The organism is Singulisphaera acidiphila DSM 18658, assembly GCF_000242455.2.
Classification (GTDB): domain Bacteria; phylum Planctomycetota; class Planctomycetia; order Isosphaerales; family Isosphaeraceae; genus Singulisphaera; species Singulisphaera acidiphila.
Window position 1 is genome coordinate 2,946,645 of sequence record NC_019892.1, and the last position, 18,241, is coordinate 2,964,885.

General features: G+C 59.7%; 13 protein-coding genes. 8 read left to right on the forward strand and 5 right to left on the reverse strand.

Annotated elements, in window-relative coordinates:
* The first annotated feature begins 256 nt into the window (after nucleotides 1–256).
* Entirely contained in the window at nucleotides 257–1,684 is a 1,428-nt protein-coding gene (locus tag SINAC_RS11765) for a sulfatase (RefSeq protein ID WP_015245855.1), read from the forward strand.
* 117 nt (nucleotides 1,685–1,801) lie between these two features.
* Here the strand turns inward: SINAC_RS11765 and SINAC_RS11770 are convergent, their stop codons facing one another.
* Nucleotides 1,802–2,641 carry a GNAT family N-acetyltransferase gene (locus tag SINAC_RS11770; RefSeq protein WP_015245856.1) on the reverse strand — a complete coding sequence of 280 codons (840 nt, stop codon included), beginning with the start codon at nucleotides 2,639–2,641 and terminating at the stop codon, nucleotides 1,802–1,804.
* Nucleotides 2,642–3,152: 511 nt separating this feature from the next.
* Here SINAC_RS11770 and SINAC_RS11775 point away from each other — a divergent pair.
* The 4 genes from SINAC_RS11775 (at nucleotide 3,153) to SINAC_RS11790 (ending at nucleotide 8,063) form a co-directional block, all read left to right on the forward strand.
* Nucleotides 3,153–3,617: a hypothetical protein gene (locus tag SINAC_RS11775; RefSeq protein WP_154673709.1), complete on the forward strand. Its 465-nt coding sequence runs from the start codon at nucleotides 3,153–3,155 to the stop codon at nucleotides 3,615–3,617.
* A 208-nt stretch (nucleotides 3,618–3,825) separates the two neighbouring features.
* On the forward strand, nucleotides 3,826–4,227 hold the full coding sequence (locus SINAC_RS11780) for an ArsR/SmtB family transcription factor (protein ID WP_015245858.1): 402 nt from the start codon (nucleotides 3,826–3,828) through the stop codon (nucleotides 4,225–4,227).
* A 1,162-nt stretch (nucleotides 4,228–5,389) separates the two neighbouring features.
* Nucleotides 5,390–6,670 carry an acyltransferase family protein gene (locus SINAC_RS11785; protein ID WP_015245859.1) on the forward strand — a complete coding sequence of 427 codons (1,281 nt, stop codon included), beginning with the start codon at nucleotides 5,390–5,392 and terminating at the stop codon, nucleotides 6,668–6,670.
* A gap of 169 nt (nucleotides 6,671–6,839) precedes the next feature.
* A complete protein-coding gene (locus SINAC_RS11790) occupies nucleotides 6,840–8,063 on the forward strand; it encodes a glycosyltransferase family 87 protein (protein WP_015245860.1) in 1,224 nt (407 codons plus the stop codon).
* Here SINAC_RS11790 and SINAC_RS11795 read toward each other — a convergent pair.
* Both SINAC_RS11795 and SINAC_RS11800 read right to left on the reverse strand, forming a co-directional pair.
* Nucleotides 8,026–8,838, reverse strand: coding sequence for an SDR family oxidoreductase (locus SINAC_RS11795; RefSeq protein ID WP_015245861.1), 813 nt, complete (start codon nucleotides 8,836–8,838; stop codon nucleotides 8,026–8,028). The genes SINAC_RS11790 and SINAC_RS11795 overlap by 38 nt on opposite strands.
* Before the next feature lie 41 nt (nucleotides 8,839–8,879).
* Entirely contained in the window at nucleotides 8,880–10,661 is a 1,782-nt protein-coding gene (locus SINAC_RS11800; protein WP_154673707.1) for a cytochrome c peroxidase, read from the reverse strand.
* Nucleotides 10,662–11,341: 680 nt separating this feature from the next.
* Here SINAC_RS11800 and SINAC_RS11805 point away from each other — a divergent pair.
* Nucleotides 11,342–12,394, forward strand: a complete 1,053-nt coding sequence (locus SINAC_RS11805) for a metallophosphoesterase (RefSeq protein ID WP_020466299.1) — start codon at nucleotides 11,342–11,344, stop codon at nucleotides 12,392–12,394.
* 122 nt (nucleotides 12,395–12,516) lie between these two features.
* On the opposite strand, the gene SINAC_RS11810 is transcribed toward SINAC_RS11805, so the two are convergent.
* Both SINAC_RS11810 and SINAC_RS11815 read right to left on the reverse strand, forming a co-directional pair.
* Entirely contained in the window at nucleotides 12,517–12,870 is a 354-nt protein-coding gene (locus SINAC_RS11810; RefSeq protein ID WP_015245864.1) for a hypothetical protein, read from the reverse strand.
* Between the two features lie 406 nt (nucleotides 12,871–13,276).
* Entirely contained in the window at nucleotides 13,277–14,854 is a 1,578-nt protein-coding gene (locus SINAC_RS11815; protein WP_015245865.1) for a class I SAM-dependent methyltransferase, read from the reverse strand.
* A gap of 511 nt (nucleotides 14,855–15,365) precedes the next feature.
* On the opposite strand from SINAC_RS11815, the gene SINAC_RS11820 reads away from it, so the two are divergent.
* Nucleotides 15,366–17,423, forward strand: a complete 2,058-nt coding sequence (locus SINAC_RS11820; RefSeq protein WP_015245866.1) for a type VI secretion system Vgr family protein — start codon at nucleotides 15,366–15,368, stop codon at nucleotides 17,421–17,423.
* Between the two features lie 143 nt (nucleotides 17,424–17,566).
* Entirely contained in the window at nucleotides 17,567–18,238 is a 672-nt protein-coding gene (locus tag SINAC_RS11825) for a DUF6931 family protein (RefSeq protein ID WP_015245867.1), read from the forward strand.
* Nucleotides 18,239–18,241 lie beyond the last annotated feature (3 nt).

The following is an 18,241-nucleotide window of genomic DNA, read 5'->3' on the forward strand; positions in this document are numbered from 1 at the left end:
GGGACAGTCGTATCCCCATTCTCGCCGAGGTGACACGGCCCACCACGGTATCCACGTGGAAATGAGGGCTGAAACCAGGGAACTTACGTTCCCTGTTCGTCCCACAAATTCAGCGTCCTGGAACCGCAGATTCCCCACCCGCTTCTACCGGAATCACAACGCATCGATAAAAATAATCGAAATTCCATAATTTAAGTTTACTGTATTTCAGGCGAGTTCCCACAATCAAAAACCCGACATCACCTGGAGTCAACGCATGCCTCGCTGTTTCCTGCGATCCCTGATCGCTGTGCTCCTTGGAGTGCCGACGCTCCTTGCCGCAGCTGAGCCGGCTGCCAAGCGCCCCAATGTCCTTTTCATCGCCGTCGATGACATGCGCGATTGGGTCGGCTATCTCGGCCGCAATCCGCAGACGTCCACACCAAACATCGACAAGCTTGCCTCGCGCGGCGTTTACTTCACTCGCAGCTACTGTGCGGCTCCGGTCTGCAATCCCTCGCGAGCCGCGTTGATGTCCGGGCTGCGGCCATCGACGTCCGGAGTCTACGAAAACAACAACGACTGGCGCACGGTGATGCCGAAAGAGTTGATGCTCACAACGCAATTTCGCAATGCCGGATACGACGTCAGCGGCTCGGGGAAGATTTACCATGAGGCGTACACACGTCCCAGCGAATGGGACGACTACCTGACGAACTCAGGGGGAGACCCCAAGCCGACCGGTGACACTGGCGTTGGTGGGATCGCATTCGCGCCTCTCGACTGCAAGGACGAAGATCTTCGCGAGTGGAAGATCACCGGCTATGCGATCGAACAGTTGCAGAAGAAGCACGACAAGCCGTTCTTCCTTGCCTGCGGACTCCATAAACCGCACATGCCTTGGAACGTCCCGCGCAAGTATTACGACATGCACCCCCTCAACCAGATCAAGCTCCCCCCCTACCTTGAGACCGACCTCACCGATATTCCCCCCGCTGGCGTCAAGATGGCTCACCCCGAGACCGATCACGCCAAGATCCTGGCTTCAGGACGGTGGAAGGAAGCGATCCAGAGCTACCTCGCCGCCATCAGCTACTCGGACGCGATGATCGGCCGGTTGATGGACGCATTCGACAAGAGCGAGTATCGCGACAACACGATCGTCGTCTTCTGGTCCGACCACGGCTGGCATCTCGGTGAGAAGCAGCATTGGCGCAAGTTCGCCCTCTGGGAAGAGTCCACACGCTCGCCGTTGATCTGGATCGTCCCTGGATTGACGAAGCCAAACGTCGCCTGCGATCGAGCGATCGACTTTATGTCGATCTACCCGACTCTGACCGATCTCTGCGGTCTTCCCACGCCGAAACACGTCGAAGGGCAAAGTCTCCGACCCCTCCTCAGCGATCCCAAGTCAGGCTGGGACCACCCCGCACTCACGACCTACCGATTCAAGAATCATGCCGTCCGCACGGATGAATGGCGCTATATTCGTTATGCCAATGGCGATGAGGAACTCTACGACGAGACCAAGGATCCGAACGAGTGGACGAACCTCGCCGCCCTTCCGGACTACACCGCCAAAAAGGCGGAGCTCGCCAAGCACCTCCCCACTCGCGATCAGGCCGACATTGGCGGCAACTCGAAAGGACCGGCGACCAAGAAGGCCGCCCAACGGAAAAAGGCCGCCAGTAAGGCCGCACCTTGATCGAGGGCCGACGGATCACCGGCTTTTCGGTCTTCCCCCCAATCCAGGTTGCTGCCACTGTTGCTCTGAGTTTGCCTTGAGCTTCAAGGAGCCTGATCCGCCGGCCGGCCCATGGTTTCAACCCTTCTCCGGCCCCGCGCTGGCCCAGAGCCGGGACAGGTCCTCGGCAATTCGAGGACCCCGTCCCATCCGAAGTAAGTGGCGAGTGGGTTGTAGGCCCAGCCGCTCGACCGTCGCGATCGCCTGGTGATGTCCGGTGGGAATGTCGATCACCACCGGCTCGCCCGCGTATCTCCGCCCGGCGTCGGCGAGCAGCCATCGGCCGGCCCGATCGCTCGCGAGACAAGGTCCGATTTGGCGTGCGTTCGAACCGGGCCGAGTCATCAGAAACCCCTCCACCCCTCGATCGTCCTCGACGACACGAAGGGAATCACCATGCTCGGCGATGAGCCGAGAGATGAGTTTTCCCCGGTCGGTGCCGGTCACTTCGCGATCGAGGGCCATGAGTTCCTCCTCAGGCCTCGTTGAATTCCAAGGGGCAAGCGCGGCAACTTCATCAGCAGGACGGAGGATCCCCCCAAAGCGGATCAAGGTCGTTTCCGGGACAAAGCCGAGTGACTCGTAGAGCGGACGACCCAGTGGCGTGGCGTCGAGGCGGATCGATTGGACTTCGTGGCGGTCGAGGTCATCGATTGCCCTGGACATCAGTCGTCGGCCGATGCCTTGCCCTCGAAAGGCCTCATCGACCAGCATCATCGCGATCCAGGCCACGGGCCCGAAGCGGCAGGTCGTCACCGTGCCGACCGGCATGCCGTCGCATTCGGCGAGGAAGGCACCGTCCGGCTGTAGAGCGAACAGACGCTGCCAGTCAGGCTCAACCTGATTCCAGCCTGCCTGTTCCTTGAAACGCATCCCGTGGGCGATGTCGTCGCGGATCATCCTCCGAAGCTGGATCACGGGACTGACCCTCAGGGCCTTCGATGCGAACAGATCAACCTGACTTCACCGTGGTCGAACCATTTATTTTAGGTTGCGAGGAAATGCGGATCGATCGAGGGGCAGAGGCGGCTGGAGAGATGGGACACCCCTCGAGAAGGTGGTATCAGTCTGGTCGAGGAAAGGCGATGATGCGACCTCCCATCTCCTCAACGATTCCGAATTCGTAAATTCGCCACGATGTCTCTTCTCATCGTTCCTTCAACGGCTATTGGTCTGAGACGCAAGCCAGGGTACGATAGAAGAGACATGCACACCGGCGAGAATTAGATTTCTCGAAACGTCGCCCAAGCGGAACAGAAGGGTTATGCAGCCGACGGATCCACCATCACCTCAGCGAATCGCGCCGAGACGATGGATCCTCCAGGTTGCAAATTTACTGATTGTGATCGTTGCAGTGGCCGTTTTGGCGACATTGGTCCGGTCAAGATCCACGTTCGAGGCCGATCGCGTAGAGTGGCGGCCGGTTTCAATGCCGGACGGACAGAGCCGACTCTGGATGCCCGTCAATCCCGAAGTCTCCCAGCGCTCGGTGGCCGACGGACCGGCCACCTTCGAGACGACCGAACTCAAGTGGGTCTCCGCGAATGGTGCCACCGTTTTCGGCTGTATCCAGAACGAGGTTCCTTCACATATTTCGCTTGATCGCGAAGACGAAATCCTGACGACGATCTCGCAGCAAGCGACGTCAGCCGCAAAAACGAGGATCATTGCCCAGGAATCGATCAGGCTGGCGAAAAGGTGGAACGGCCGCGAAGTGCAAGTGGAGTCGGACGAAGGCTCGTACGGTGTGCTTCGCTACTATATCATCAATCACCGCATTTACCAACTGCAGGCGATCGTCCCCAAGTCGCGGCAAAAGTCACGATTGATCCATCGATTCCTTAACTCGTTTGGATATGCGAGCGAGAATTCCGAGTCAACTCCCCCCATCTGATTTCCCATGTTACGCTCAAGTTCGATGAACTCCCCCAACCGTTTGCTCGATTCGCGTGACCAGTGCTCAGTCGAGCCCAATGAACATGCGATTCAGGGACAAACGTCAGACCAATTCTCCGACTAGCGGCAATGGATTGGCATGTGATATGCTGCTAATCAACTTCATGGAAAGTGTCTCCCCCCTTACTCTCGAGGAAAACTCAGCAATGGCTAGTACAGACACCAAGCGTACGACCTCAGCCTCTCGGAATTCGGCCACCCCAGCGCCTTCCGCGGCAGACAAGTCGATTCGCGAACTCGTTCAGGTCGCTCGGCTTCTCAGCGATGAGACCCGACTTCGCATCCTCTTCTTGCTGGCAGAGCACAGCGAACTGCACGTGACCGATCTCTGCGAACGACTGGGACAGAGCCAGCCCGCCGTCAGCCACCACCTGGCCCTGATGCGGGTGTCGGGCCTCATCGAAGCCCGGCGCGAAGCGAAGCACAATTTCTACAGCATTCGGACCGATGCGTTTGGGGAAATGCTCGAAAGCCTCTTCACAGTGACGGGTGAGGTTCCCAAAAAAGTCAAATTCCATGACTTCACTTTGACTTCGAGCGGACGTTGATCGTGCAATTTGTTGCTCGCTTCTGGGAAGTTCCGCAACATCTGACTACCGAATCAGCTTTCGGTTGAACTCCACGATCGAAGAAACTTCGGGAAATTGTTCCCACCGCGATTCGGCAATCAAAAGGGGAAGGCTAATCCATCCGTTAGCCACCCCTCGAATGGTGCCGAAGACAGAAGTAAAACCTGTGACATCCGTCATGGTTTCCCTTATGAGCCGATTCGCCAGGGTCGATCTGTCCCCGGCGACCGGCTCTTTTTTTTTAATTCTCGAAATGGGCCCGTTCCGTGGCCGTCGCATCGTTGGTTTTAACGGACGATGACCGAAGCTCAGTGGATGGGCGGCACTGATCCAAGGCCGATGTTGCGGTTCTTACGCAGCAAAGCGAGCGATCGGAAGCTCCTGCTGTTTACGGTGGCATGCTGCCGGCGCCTCCGGTACTTACTCCCCGACGAAGGGCACCACTCGGTGGTCGTCGAAACGGCCAAGCGGTTTGCCGACAACCTGGCAAGTCCGGTGTCCTTTACAAAGGGCACGCAACGAAATCTACCACGATTAAATCGAATTGACCGACTACAACAATTATAGCTATTCCATAGATTGGGAGTTTTTCGCAATTATTATGGCCGGCGACGGTTCGGCAATCCCTTCTGTACTGTCAATTTCGCCTCGACTTGGCTCGCGTTTGAAGTGGTGATGATCGTACAAGCCACGCACGACGCGCGGGACTTCGACCGGTTCCACGACCTGGCCGATACCTTGCGGAGACGCTCCGGCGTTGAAGACGCACTGTTACGAGTCGGAGACGCACATGCGCAACTGCTGGGTCATGGATATGATCCTGGGTAAAGCGTGAACTTCAAGGATGAATCAAGCAGGCTCGGCATGCTCATTGGCCTGAGGTTCAGCGGCCTCGCGCTCGTTACGAGAATGCAGCCGTACAAGGCCGGTCGATCTCATCTTATGAAGGACAGCCTTCGTGCCCGGATTTCCTGATATCGAGAAATTCTCGCCCTGTGGTTGCTGGGTGTGAGAATGAAAGGCACTCCAAGGGAGCGCGGACTGGACTCGCCGAAATGAAGGGGGGCGGGCATACTTGGCGTCTGCGATTCCAAGTCGCGCCCAGACGAGGCGCCGCCACGCGATCACATGGAGGTGTCGCTTGTCCATCGCAAACGCGTCTCCGCCAGACCTTGTCGGTCCAGTTCGGCTGGCATTCCTGGATGGGATCCGGGGGCTCGCCGCGCTCTACGTCACATTGCACCATGCCGCGCTGATGATCCCACCCGGTGGACTCTCCGGACCAGGGCTTGCGGTTCGATTCTTCCTCCGACATGGCCACGGCGCGGTTGCGGTCTTCATCGTCCTTTCGGGCTACTGCCTCATGCTGCCGACGGCCCGCGATCCGTCAGGCCATTATCCCACCAGTTTTGGTACGTTTCTCAGGCGGCGAGCCCGGCGAATCCTCCCTCCTTATTTTGGGTCTCTCGTCTTCTGCTGGGTCCTGATCGCCTTGATCCCGGATCTCGGGCATCCCGCAAGTCGTCCTTGGGACCGCGCGCTGCCGGCGTTTCGCCCGGGCGTCATCGCGTCTCATCTCTTTCTCGTTCACAACCTGAGCGAGCGCTGGCTTTTCAAGATCGAGCCGCCGCTGTGGAGCGTCGCGACGGAGTGGCAGATCTACTTTCTGTTTCCCGTCCTCGTGGGGCTCTGGCGGCGATGCGGCCTCCTCGCGGCGATCGCCGGGGGCTTCGCCATCGGTTATGCGGTGGCGGCACTTGCAATCCCCTTAAAAAACCCCGCACTGCGCGAGTTGTGCCCCTGGTTCGCCGGCCTCTTCACACTCGGCATGGCCTCAGCCCTCGCGGCTCACCGTCATCCTTCGGTCAGCGAGAACCGCTGGATCCGAGGGGGGCTCGTCGCCGTCGGACTCGGCCTGGTCGCGATAACCTGTGCGGGCCTTGCGATCGCCGGGACCGACGATCGCAACTTTATGCTGATCGACCCGCTCATCGGCGTGTTGATGGCCGGGTTGCTGGTCCGCTGGTCGCGTCGTGCCTTGCCCACTGCCGTGGGACCCCGGCTTCCTCTGCTTCGCCTTCTCGAGGGGCAAGTGGCCGTTGCACTCGGCACGATTTCTTTCAGCCTCTACCTCATCCACTATCCGCTTCTGGCTCTGGGAGACGCCGTCTTGCGTCGATGGCAGTTCAGCCCTGACGCAAGACTTTGGGTCTTAGTCCTGGTTGCCTCACCAGCAATCCTTCTCGCCGCGGCGCTCTTCCATCTCGTCTTCGAGCGGCCCTTCCAGTCAAGATCGCTACAACCGGCTGGCGAACCGTTAGGCAATCGCTCGGGCCGCACCATCGTTTCCATCTCGGGGCAAAGGTGCGCTTCCGGAGCGAATCGGGCCGAAAAAGCGAGGCTTCACGCCTCTGAACCCTAGGAACTCAGGGTCGGCTGGGCAAGAAAGGTTGCCAGCGGGCCAGAACCCGGCGATCATGTCGACTCGATGGCGAGGGAGGGGCTAAACCACTGACCGCGTCGCCTCCCCAAAGCGCGGTCCCCAACGAACGCCAGATTGAGTGATCTGTGTTACGACAGGATGGTTGGATGTGACCAGGCGTAGGCTCTTGGCGACGATTGGCCTGGCCCTTTTCTTCACGTATGTAGTGCTGCGCAGCGCTCAGCGCGGTAATGACTTCAAGTATCCATATCTCGCGGCCCAGGCACTCTGGAGGACCAGCCGGTTACACGTCTCGGCCCAACCGCGCTACCCCGTCTCGTTCCATGTTCTGCTATCACCGCTGGCTTCCCTGCCCATCGGTCTAGCATCAACGGTCTGGGCAGTGCTCTCCTTCGCGGCTGTCGGCGCTTTGCCTCGGATTTTTGAAAGATTGTCGGGTCTCACATTGCGCCAGCAAGCCCCGGCCTGGTTTGTCGTCCTCCCCTTCTTCATCGACGCCTTGGTGCTTGGCCAGAGCGATCCCATCAATGTCTGTCTGGTCGCGCTGGGACTGCGGGCTCTGCTCCAGAAAAAAGCGATGACAAGCGTCGGGCTCGTGGGACTGGCCGGCCTGATCAAGATTTTGCCGATCCTCCATTGGGCCACGATTATCGCACGAGCCCGCACATGGCGAGTCTGGCCGGCCATGGCTTTGACCATAACACTGGGCCTGGGTGTCATTGTCGTCGCGGTCGGCTGGTCCTCAGCACTCGCCGCAATCCGGGAGCAGGCCGTCTGGCTCAGCAGCGCCGAGAAACCATGGCATCTGGTCGCTCGACATGCCGACCTTCGGGTAAACAACGAGAGCTTGCCGATCGTTCTGGCTCGGACGTTCGGAGATCTCGGCGCGAACCAACCGCTTCATGCACTTTCCCTGGGAATCCTCTCCTTGAGCCGGATCTGGCTCCTCTGGGGGCTCGTACTGGCGGGATTGGTCATGGCCTGGATCGTCATCGCTCAGAAAACCAGGACCGCCGAACCGCAACGGGCCACGCTGGGAATGTTTGCACTCACCTCGATTGTGATGCTGGCCAGCACCCCCATCTGCTGGCACCATTACTTCCTCTGGTTATCGCCGGCAGTGATCTTTCTCGCCCCGCGACGTCGCCTGCTCTGGGCTTGCGGAAGCCTTTCGCTGGTCGGAACCGCTCTCCCTGTCGCCCGAGGCCTCGGCTGTCACATGCTCATAGCGCTTGGACTCTTCACGGTCGTAGCCTACGACCTTCTCCGACGGCCTGATGGCCCTCCGCAACAAGCGACGACAATCGAGTTTGACGGGCTTCCCGAGTTCGCACTCAGGACTTCGATCGGAGCGCTTCCGCGAAGAGATTGAGGTTACCGGAAAGGCAAAGGCCGCCATCGGTCACCACGATTTCTCCGTTGATATTGGCAGCCGCGTCGCTCAGTAAGAAGAGGGTCAGGTTGACCACATCCTCGATCCGGCCGAGCCGGCGCACCGGAATGATCCGCTTGAGTCGATCCGCAATCGTGTCGGGAAAGAGGCGGCGGGCTCCTTCAGTGTCACTGATCGGCCCCGGAGCGATCGCATTGACCCGGATTCCTTGCGGCCCCCATTCTACGGCCAGGGTCCGGGTCAAGGCATCGACGGCCGCCTTCGCTGCGGCCACGTGGACCTGGCCGGGGGTCCCACCGTAGTGCAACGTGGCGCTGATGTTCAGGATCCGCCCGCCGTGGTCGCGCAGCCAGGCATGATACGCGGCCCTCGACACGTTCCAAGTCCCCTTCGCATCAATATCCAGGACCGTACCAAAACCATTGGGGGAGAGGTCGGCCGAGGGGCAGAGAAAATTTCCGGCGGCGGCATTGATTACGATATCCAGTCGGCCGAGTTCCTCGACAACGCGGCCGACCGCGGCCTCAACCTGTTCCGGCTGGCGGACGTCGGCCACAAGGGCGAGAGAGCGGCGACCGGTCGAGTTGCGGATCTCGGTCGCCGTCGGATCCAGGTGCTCGGCGGTCCGACTGAGAATGGCCGTGTCTGCGCCATGAGCCGCCAGGGCCATCGCGATGCCTCGGCCGATGCCGGTTCCTCCACCCGTGATCAAGACCACCTGATCTCGAAAGAGGTCGTCACGAAAAATGCTCATGTCACGGTCCCCTTGAAGGAGCAGAAAACAGCTCGAACACTTCAGAGCGACTCGAGGAAGGTCAGGATGTCTGTGACTTCCTCGGCCGTCCAGTCTGTGTCCTGTGGGTGCCTGTACTTGCGAAAGACCTCGTCCAACGTCTTGGCCCGCCCATCGTGCAAGAGAGGAGCGCGATACTGGACCCCTCGCAAGGACGGCGGATTGAACCGACTCTGCCCGACTTCGTCGGCCAAGCCCACGTCGTAGCGTTGGGCCGACGTGTACTCCGGTTTCGCATGGCAGGTGGCGCATTGCGCCTCGAAAAGCGTCTGGCCGCGTCTGGCAGAAGCCGCTTTCGAGGGGGCGAGCGGGGGTGTCCGCGGAAGTGACAGAGTCCGCAGGAAGGCGGACATCTCCGCCACTTCGGACTCGGTGGGCCAAACTCCCTGAACGGTCGTTACGGTGGATTGATGGACTTGCTCATCAAGGCGATCGTTCCGCCCGGTCCATCCCCAAGGTCCCGTCCGACTCGTGCCGAATAAGGAAGGGACGCGCTTGGGGGCCCCATAGCCCCCGTCGCCAATCGTGTCGACGTTGAGGCCGTTCGAGTGGCCGTCGGTATGGCAACTCTGACAACTCATCCAACCCCCGCGCGAGAGCCGAGCGTCGTAGAACAAGCGTTCTCCACGCTCCTCGATCGAGGGGTCCCGGCTCGGTCCAAGCGGGATCTGGGCCAGACGCTTCCCCGACTTGATCTCGAACACGGAGACGGTGTCGTCGAGCGTGTCCGCCACATACGCCCGCGACTGGTCGGCGTCCAGCGCAATGGCGGTTGGGCGCTTGCCGCTGCCGGTTCGGATCTCGAGATGAGCATAGTCCAATCCGGTGACCACTTGGTCGACTCCGGCCAAGGTGAGGATCACTCTCCCCTTACGGTCACAGGCGAGCGCAGACGGATCGCCCGAGAAGCGGCCGAGTTCGATCACCTGATCGGGGGTTGCCGGGGGTTGTATTCGCGCTTTGGGCTGCCGCTCGAGGAGTGGGGCAAGCTTGAGGACCCGAACCTTATTCGAGACAAGCGCCCCCCACTGGATGTCGTCCTGGATCGCGCGACCGTCCGGGTTGAGCTCCTGGTGGGCGAGCAGTAACGACTCACCGTCGGGAGTCAGTGCCAAGCCTCGAATGTTATGAGCGGGAAGCGAGTGAACGGCCAGCAGGCGACCCCTCTGCACATCGATCAGTGCGAGTTGTCCGCCAAATGCGTCGGCCACGATGAGCGTCGACCCGTCCCGGTCCAGAAGCATGTCGCGCGGACTGAACGGAAGGTCGATCGTGTGGGTCAAACCCAACATCGCTCGGGCATCGGTTGGGGCCTGAGACCACGAAAAAAAGGTCAAGGCACGTCCCAGGCGTGAGGCTACAATGCATGTAAGCCCGTCTGAAGTGAGTACAAGCTTCACCGGGTCGAGTTTCACCGGTTGCCGTGCGACGACCTGAAGCGAACCGTCGCGTTCTTCCAACAGAAGGACAGAGCTCTCCTCTTGATCAAGAGCAAGCCACGAGGTGCCATCGGGGAGAAGAACGAGGTCGGCCAACCCTTTTCCGACGGGATACTCGGCGATGACCCGCTCTTGCCGGGCGTCGATGACCGAGAGGCTCCCGTTGTTTCGATTTGCGACGAAGAGCCGGGTTCCCTCTCGGTTGAAGCGGAGCGCAACCGGACGCCGCGCTGGCCGCAGAGTCGGCGCGGCCGGCTCGGGCGTGGCTGCCTCGACAACGCCGCTCAATCCGAAGCAAAGACATAGGACCGCGAGCGTGCTCCGCCCGTGGGACGTGTCTTGCACTTTAAGCGTGCATGAGAGCCTCAGCCTGTGGTGGACAGGGTCTGAGTCTGGAGCCTGCGATCCCAGGGAGCGTTCGGAGATCGGCGAAAACAGTCCCAAGTTGGGTTGCTCTCTGCCGGACCGGGAAAATCGATCGAGGTTCAAGAACGTCATGCCTGCAACGCCTTTCCGACGGACGGATTCGTCGCGGCCCCGGCGAGGCTAACCGGCGGGGCCAACCCTCGTTTCTTGACGGTCCCCCGTGTGTTGCACCCGTTTCGGAATACCCCTTGTCAGGTCTCCAGCATACGCTGCCCCCAATCGCCCCGGAAGCCCAGCCCCTTGAGCCAACCGGCACAAGACGTTGCGCCTGGGCCCAGCCCTTGGGAAAACCACCGCAATCATCTCGATCTCGACGGCAACCAGGGTTGCCGATTATCCTGATCCCTCTCTGTCGGCTTGCGCAAGGAGCACGGTCCTGAAATTGATCGCAAGTTGCGAGTGCGTCGTCTGGGTCGTTTTTTTGCTTCGGATGAACGAGTTCAACCGTCATCAAATGATAGAATTGATCCGGTGCCATGTCACAGCAAACTTTCTCACTCGTCGTAATCCTATCCACTCTCATTGATTTTTTCGTCATTGCGGCCGTCTTCTTCAGGACCCGATGGCTTGGCGAACGAAGAGATTCTCCGGTAATCGGTATGGGACACGTGCTCAGCGCGGTGTTGATCACCGGGTTGGTCTTCGTGATCAAGCTTACCCCGCTCACTTTGCTGGGATTCAATCTCTTCGGAGTGATTAACCTGATCTATATCGATCTCGTAATCCTCCCACCCGCGACCGCGATGACCATCCTTGGCGCATCGTACCTCCCGTTACGTGAAGGGCGGCGGGTGACCGTGTCGAAGTCGGCTCGGATCTTCGCGGCAGGGGCCTTTGCGTTGTTGCCGATCGGCCTCTATGCAAGTTGGATCGAGCCCTTTCGCCTCCAGTTGGAAACGGCTCAAGTCCCGCTTGCTCCGACACGCCAAGGGAAAACAACGATCCGGATCGGGGTCATCGCTGACCTTCAGACGTCACGAATCACGGATTACGAGCGGTCTGCCTTCGATCGGCTGATGGCGCTCCGTCCCGACCTGATTTTAATGCCGGGGGACTTGTTCCAAGGCTCCGAGAAAGACCTCGAAGCGAATCGGGCGGATCTCATCGCATTGCTCAGCCAACTGTCCGCCCCCGGAGGCGTTTACTTCGTCCTGGGCGACGTCGACCAAGGCCATTATGGCCTCGAAGAGATTCTTCAAGCAGCGGGGATTCGCTTGCTCGTCAATGAAACGACCCGAATCAAACTCGGCGACCGGCAAGTGACGATCGGGGGCATCGAGTTGGATGTGAGTACCGGTCAAGCCAGAGGAACCGTGCACCAGTTGGAAACGGACCCAGGAGTCGATGACGTCCGCATCCTTGTGGCCCACCGACCCGACGTCGCGCTCGGGCTCAAGCGTCGTTCTCGGATCGACCTAACCGTCGCCGGCCACACGCATGGCGGCCAAATCGTCATCCCCGGCTTTGGTCCCCCCATGACCTTGAGCGATGTGCCTCGCCCGGTCGCCGCCGGCGGCCTGCATTCACTCCTCGAGAACAGGCTCTACGTCAGCCGAGGGGTTGGCTGCGAACGGGGACAGGCTCCGCGCATTCGCTTCTTCTGCCCGCCCGAAATCTCCCTCCTCCAGTTGGACAACAGCCACCCGAAATGAGAGTGGCTTTCGGAGGGTCGAATTCAGGCCTTGCCGACGCGACGAAACTAGGCTGCAGGCCGATCGGCCGAGCACTCAGAAAGAGCCGATCGGCCGACACAGACCGGAACCGCAACGATTGATTAGTCTCTGGCCTTGAGGGCTACAGGTCGAATCGTTTGCCGGTAGTCAGCCCGCCGAACCTCGCTGTCGACGAGAGGAGACGACGACTCCGCCGTGGCCTCAACGACCTTTTCCAGGGAAGCGGGCAACGCTCCGAGAGCCCCCGCTCGTTCGTCCTGCTCCTGGATCTGACGCGAAAAAGCGGCCATTCTTTGTTGCAAAGAACGTTCGCGTTGTTCGAGTTGATTGGCGCGGTCGTGGAGATGGAAGGCCGAGACGACCAGAGCACCGATCGTGAGTAACCTGAGAACCGAATGCTCGGACCGAGGCCACCAGCGGACAAGAGTGGACCATGCACGCTTAGGAGTGACCATGGACTGACTCCTCCTTGAGACACGGCCTATAAATCGAGGCTCATTCCTTGAGTTATGAAGCTAGCGTTAGAAAATTACCGTTGGACCAAGAATTTTGGAAGAGGGGACTTGCCAAATTCATATCGAGCACTTTCCCGTAGCATTAGCGAGACATGTAGTCCTCTCTTTTCAACATGCGAGCCCAGTGCACGCGTGGCCCAATTCGTCCATGCACTGAGTTTCAATACAAATCGCCTCATCAATGAAACCTCGACCGGGATTCCATCCCCCGGGATCGCGGACGCCCTGCCTGCTCTTTAATGATTTTCAACACAACTGCATACCATTCGCCTGTGGTTCCCATGGCAATACAAGCAAAATCGCATTACATAACACCGCGCAGGAATCCTAAATCTCACACCCCCGATCAACTGACCAGAAGGGCGCGTGCAGCCAGTCGCTCGAGGCAAGGCTCAAGCTCGCCGCTGAGAATCTGCACAATCCTGTTCCGATCCTCGATGGGTCGCCCTTCCTCATGGATCGAAAATTCGCCGGAGTCGACGAGCGCCAGCAGCGAGTCAAGGATCGCCTGGCGATTGTTCTTCCCATCAAGGGCCCGGAGCACAAGCCGCTCGAACTGATCGAGACGGACGGTCCGACCGCGAAGGTTGATCAGACGCTCCTCATCCTCCGCCTGAATCCGCGCCAGGGGACTGGACAGAGGTCGCTCACTGATCTCAGACGCGAAGACGGGAGGACGCGTGCGCAATTGAATCAGAGAGGACATGAAGCAGCGAAGGAGAGCCTGTTTCAAGTGGCCTGGATCTTGGGGCGTGTTGGAATTCGCGTCACTTCCCAAACGTGACAAGACGCGTTCCCAAAGGGTTTCGAAGCGAATCGAGCGCGGTGCGATCTCAAACAAGGCGACCAATGCCGCCTTGATCAATGGGTTGTTGGTCGACAGACTCGCCTCTCCCTCTGCCATCCGAAATTCCTCGGGCGCCAGGGAGACGACGTCGGGATCGGGCGAGACCGGGCCCAGGCTCGTCCCAATCCAGAGTGAGTCGAGCGCATCGGGCGACGGTTCATCGAGCCGGCGCACCCCCTCGTGGGTCAGCAGGGTCTGCCGAAAAGTTCGATTGCACAAGATGTCAAGATACTGCTCGCGACCCAGTTCATCGTCGGCCCATTCCTCCAAGGACTCGCGAGCGTCTTCGGGAAGATTCTCGATCATTCCGCCGGAACGCGCTTCGACCAAGTATTTCAGATGGTTGGCTTTGGCCAAATCCATGAATTCGTGAAAATAAAAGGGATGATTCGTCTCTTCGAGGTGCTCGTGAAAGAGATAAGAATTGGGGACGCCTTTGAGGTATTCACTCTCGGTCCGAAGGATCCGGGCATAGGAACTGGCCTTGTCGGGAATGACCCGCACGATTTCTTCGAGAAAGGTACGGGCCCCGTGGACCTGATCGAGAGGGGTGGTGAGGGGGGATCGCCTGAGATGGTAGGCGAGCAGCTTGCGGACCATTCCCCGTCCGTGCCAGCCCGGGTAGGTGTTGTAGCTGACATAGGCCAGGCCGTGGGGGGACAAATTCTTGGAGCAGATCGAGAGAATCTTCTCCCGGACTGGCTCGGGAACCCAGGAGAAGACGCCGTGGCAAAGGATATAGTCGAACTGGCCGAACGACTCGTCAACCTCGGTAATGCTCATCGCCCGGAGTTCGACGTTGCGCAGGCCGAGCCGATTGATGACGGCTTGGCCATCGGCGATCTGGCGTTGAGAAAGATCGATCCCAACAAACTGGGCGTCGGGAAGTTCCAAGGCCATGGGGAATAAATTCCCCCCTTCAGCGCAACCGAGTTCCAGAACACGGCAACGATCCACCCCAGGAGCCTCGATCCCGAAGAGCGTCCCCAGGGTAGCGAGGTGGATCGGGTGTGTGTAGGGGAAGAAGTGGTCGCCGTAGGGGATTTCGTCGTAAGGATTCGCCTGATCCGCCATCATGGGGACTCACCTTCTCTCCGCCGCTCGGACGTTGTTGATTGGCCTTTTTTTCCACTGGCAATGATCCGGCCAAGAGACGTCGATTGCAAGAATGACCGGTCAAGTCTTGATCGGACCTTAATTCTGGAACCTCACGACCGATTTCGTGGACGTCGGGTCATGGGGGCTCAATGTTTTTGATACCCCGATGCCCTGGTTCTGTGACGTCAGGGCCAAACGTCCGGTCGGGCTGCCGAAGTCGACCGTTTCGTCAGCCGTCACAGCGACGATCCCGTCCGTAAAGTCTTCATGGCAACGGCCAAGGACTCAATAAGGCGACCTCGGCGCTGGCCCCAAAACTGGCCTGGAGCTCGCTGGAGCGATTCGTCCGGTCGCTCTCGTTGCCTTGGCTCTTCGGGAACGACCGACAACCGTCGAGCCCGCCGGCTTGCCTGAACTGGTGACGCGTGTAAAAATCAGCCGAACGCTCGGCGTGTGACCGGAAGCTCTTCGAAATTCGTGGAGTCGATTAATGGCGACCTATTTGCAAGCCGATCGGATCATGACGGTCACGACGCCGTTAAAAAAGGATGCACTCCTGATGGCCGGCTTCTCCGGTCACGAGTCGATCTCTCAGCTTTTCGAGTATCGCCTCGAACTGTTCGCCACGAATGACGAGCCGATCCCGTTCGAGAAATTGCTCGGTCAAAAGGCAATTGTCAGCCTGGCGCTCGAGGGCAACAAACGAAGATACTTTAGCGGGATCTGCAACCGGGTGAGTCAGGGGGCGCGTGACAGCACGTTCACGGCCTACCATATCGACGTCGTCCCGCAGTTCTGGTTCCTGACCAAGCGCGCGCAGAGCCGGATCTTCCAGCAGGTGTCGGTGCCCCAGATCCTCCAGCAGGTCCTCGAAGGCCTGGATGTCTCTTACGACTTGCGAGGCACCTATCAATCCCGCGACTACTGCGTGCAGTATCGCGAAACCGACTACAACTTCGCCTGCCGACTCATGGAAGAAGAAGGGATCTGCTTCTTCTTCAAGCACTCAGCCAACGGCCATACCCTCGTCGTGACGGACGTGCCCCAAGCCTTCCCCGAACTTCCTGGGAAGGCCAGGATGACGCTCGGCCGGTCGGAGGAGGAGGTGAGCGGTGAGGAGCTGGTCCTCTCGTGGGAGAAAACCCAGGAACTTCGATCGGGGCGATACCTGCTCTGGGATCATAGCTTCGAGCTTCCTCACAAGCATCTGGAAGCGGATAAGCAGATCGCCGACAGTGTCATGGCAGGGCAGGTGGCGCACAAACTCCGCATTGGGAACAACGACAAACTCGAGTTGTACGACTATCCCGGCGAATACGCCCAGCGGTTCGACGGCATCAACCCCAGCGGGGGCGACCGTGCGGGCGACCTGCAAAAGATTTTCGGAGACAACAAACGGACCGTCGAGATCCGGATGCAGGAGGAGGCGGCGGCCAGCTTGTTGATCCAGGGCGAAGGCACCTGCCGGAACTTCGCTACGGGTCATGCGGTCGTACTCGACAACCACTATAATGCGAATGGCAAATATCTGATTACGGGTATTCGCCACATGGCAAGGCAGAGCTACAATTTCCGGTCGTCGAACGAGTCGGCGGAATTTTCCTATCGCAACTCATTCACTTGCATGCCTTTCGACCTCCCCTACCGCCCCGCGCGGAAAACGCCGAAACCGGCCGTCCAGGGGACGCAAACGGCCGTGGTGGTGGGCCCGGCCGGCGAGGAGATCTTCACCGACAAGTACGGCCGGGTGAAAGTCCAGTTCCACTGGGATCGTCAGGGTAAAAACGACAATAACAGCTCCTGCTGGATCCGAGTCGGCACCCCTTGGGCCGGCAAGAACTGGGGGATGATCCACATCCCTCGGATCGGCCAGGAGGTCATCGTTGACTTCCAGGAGGGAGATCCTGACCAGCCGATCATCATCGGCAGCGTCTACAACGCCGCGATGATGCCTCCCTACGACCTCCCGGCGAACAAGACTCAGAGCGGCGTCAAGTCCCGCAGCTCCCTGAAGGGGTCCGACGCCAACTTCAACGAGCTCCGCTTCGAGGACAAGAAGGGGGAGGAGGATGTCTACTTCCATGCCGAGAAGGATTTTCATCGGGTCGTTGAACGCGATGACGACCTCAAGGTCCACCGCGATCAGACCGTCACGATCGATCGGGACCGCACCGAGCAAGTCAAGCGCAACGAGAAGGTCACCGTCGACAACAATCGCGACGTTATCGTGAGCCAAGGCAACGACACGCACAACGTGAAGATGGGCAACCGCTCCGTCAAGATTGACATGGGCAATGATGCCTTGACGATTAAGATGGGCAATCAGACCACGAAGCTCGACCTGGGCAAGAGCGAAACCCAGGCCTTGCAGTCGATCGAACTCAAAGTCGGCCAAAGCAGCATCAAGATCGATCAAATGGGCGTTCAGATCAAAGGGATGATGATCGATATCAATGGGCAGATCCAGACCCAGGTCAAGGGCATGATGACCCAGGTCAGCGCCTCCGCCATCCTGCAAGTCAAGGGCGCCCTGACCATGATCGGTTAGTGCGTGGATCAGACGGATTGTGTCATGGATCTCGCGGGCCTCGCGCCCGCTTTTGCGAGTGGGACCGTGACGGGCGGTCTCGCTCCCTCGCGTGAAGAAGGTCGCCCGTGGCGGCGATTCGACATGATGGGCCGGAGCCGACGATGAGTCAGGAAGCGCTGATCCACCTGGTTGAGAAGACCCCTCTAGAACTCTGCCAAACCATTGAGCTTGGCGAGGCGTCGCGTGAGCTGCTCCGCACCGACCCGACGGCGAAACAATTCTTGAACCTGCTGATCGAGAAGCAGGAGTTCCCCGACGCCGCTCGCTTTTGGGCGCACGCGCTTCCGAAACGAGAGGCCGTCTGGTGGGCCTGCGTTTGCGCTCGGTTGGTGATGGCCGATGGGGCACCGTTGCCTCAGCATGCCGCGCTCGATGCGGCGGAGGCCTGGTGTACCGACCCGACCGAGGAGAATCGGCGGAAGACGATGCCCGCGTCCGACGCCGCCGGACTCGGAACCCCGGCCGGTTGCGCGGCAGCCGCAGCCTTCTGGAGCGGCGGAAGCCTCGCTCCCCCCGACGTCCCGGTCGTTCCGCCTGGTGAAGAGCTCACCGCACACGGAGTCGCCGGCTCCGTGATGCTCGCCGCAGTCCGCTCCGAGCCCGAAAAGGCACCCGAGAAGTACAAGGCGTTCTTCGAACGAGGCCTGAGCGTCGCCGAAGGGACCGTCCGCTGGAGCGAACCCGTCATCCCGGCGCCGAGCCCGACGCGAAAAGCGTCGGCTGACGACCGTTCGACCCCCCAAACCTCACGCCCTGCCATTAACTGGGACTGAACC

Bases quoted from the DNA above. Each gene is read 5' to 3' on its own strand.
- SINAC_RS11765 (WP_015245855.1), top strand. From the start codon at position 257: ATGCCTCGCTGTTTCCTGCGATCCCTGATCGCTGTGCTCCTTGGAGTG.
- SINAC_RS11775 (WP_154673709.1), top strand. From the start codon at position 3,153: ATGCCGGACGGACAGAGCCGACTCTGGATGCCCGTCAATCCCGAAGTC.
- SINAC_RS11780 (WP_015245858.1), top strand. From the start codon at position 3,826: ATGGCTAGTACAGACACCAAGCGTACGACCTCAGCCTCTCGGAATTCG.
- SINAC_RS11795 (WP_015245861.1), bottom strand. From the start codon at position 8,838: ATGAGCATTTTTCGTGACGACCTCTTTCGAGATCAGGTGGTCTTGATC.
- SINAC_RS11805 (WP_020466299.1), top strand. From the start codon at position 11,342: ATGGGACACGTGCTCAGCGCGGTGTTGATCACCGGGTTGGTCTTCGTG.
- SINAC_RS11810 (WP_015245864.1), bottom strand. From the start codon at position 12,870: ATGGTCACTCCTAAGCGTGCATGGTCCACTCTTGTCCGCTGGTGGCCT.
- SINAC_RS11815 (WP_015245865.1), bottom strand. From the start codon at position 14,854: ATGATGGCGGATCAGGCGAATCCTTACGACGAAATCCCCTACGGCGAC.
- SINAC_RS11820 (WP_015245866.1), top strand. From the start codon at position 15,366: ATGGCGACCTATTTGCAAGCCGATCGGATCATGACGGTCACGACGCCG.
- SINAC_RS11825 (WP_015245867.1), top strand. From the start codon at position 17,567: ATGAGTCAGGAAGCGCTGATCCACCTGGTTGAGAAGACCCCTCTAGAA.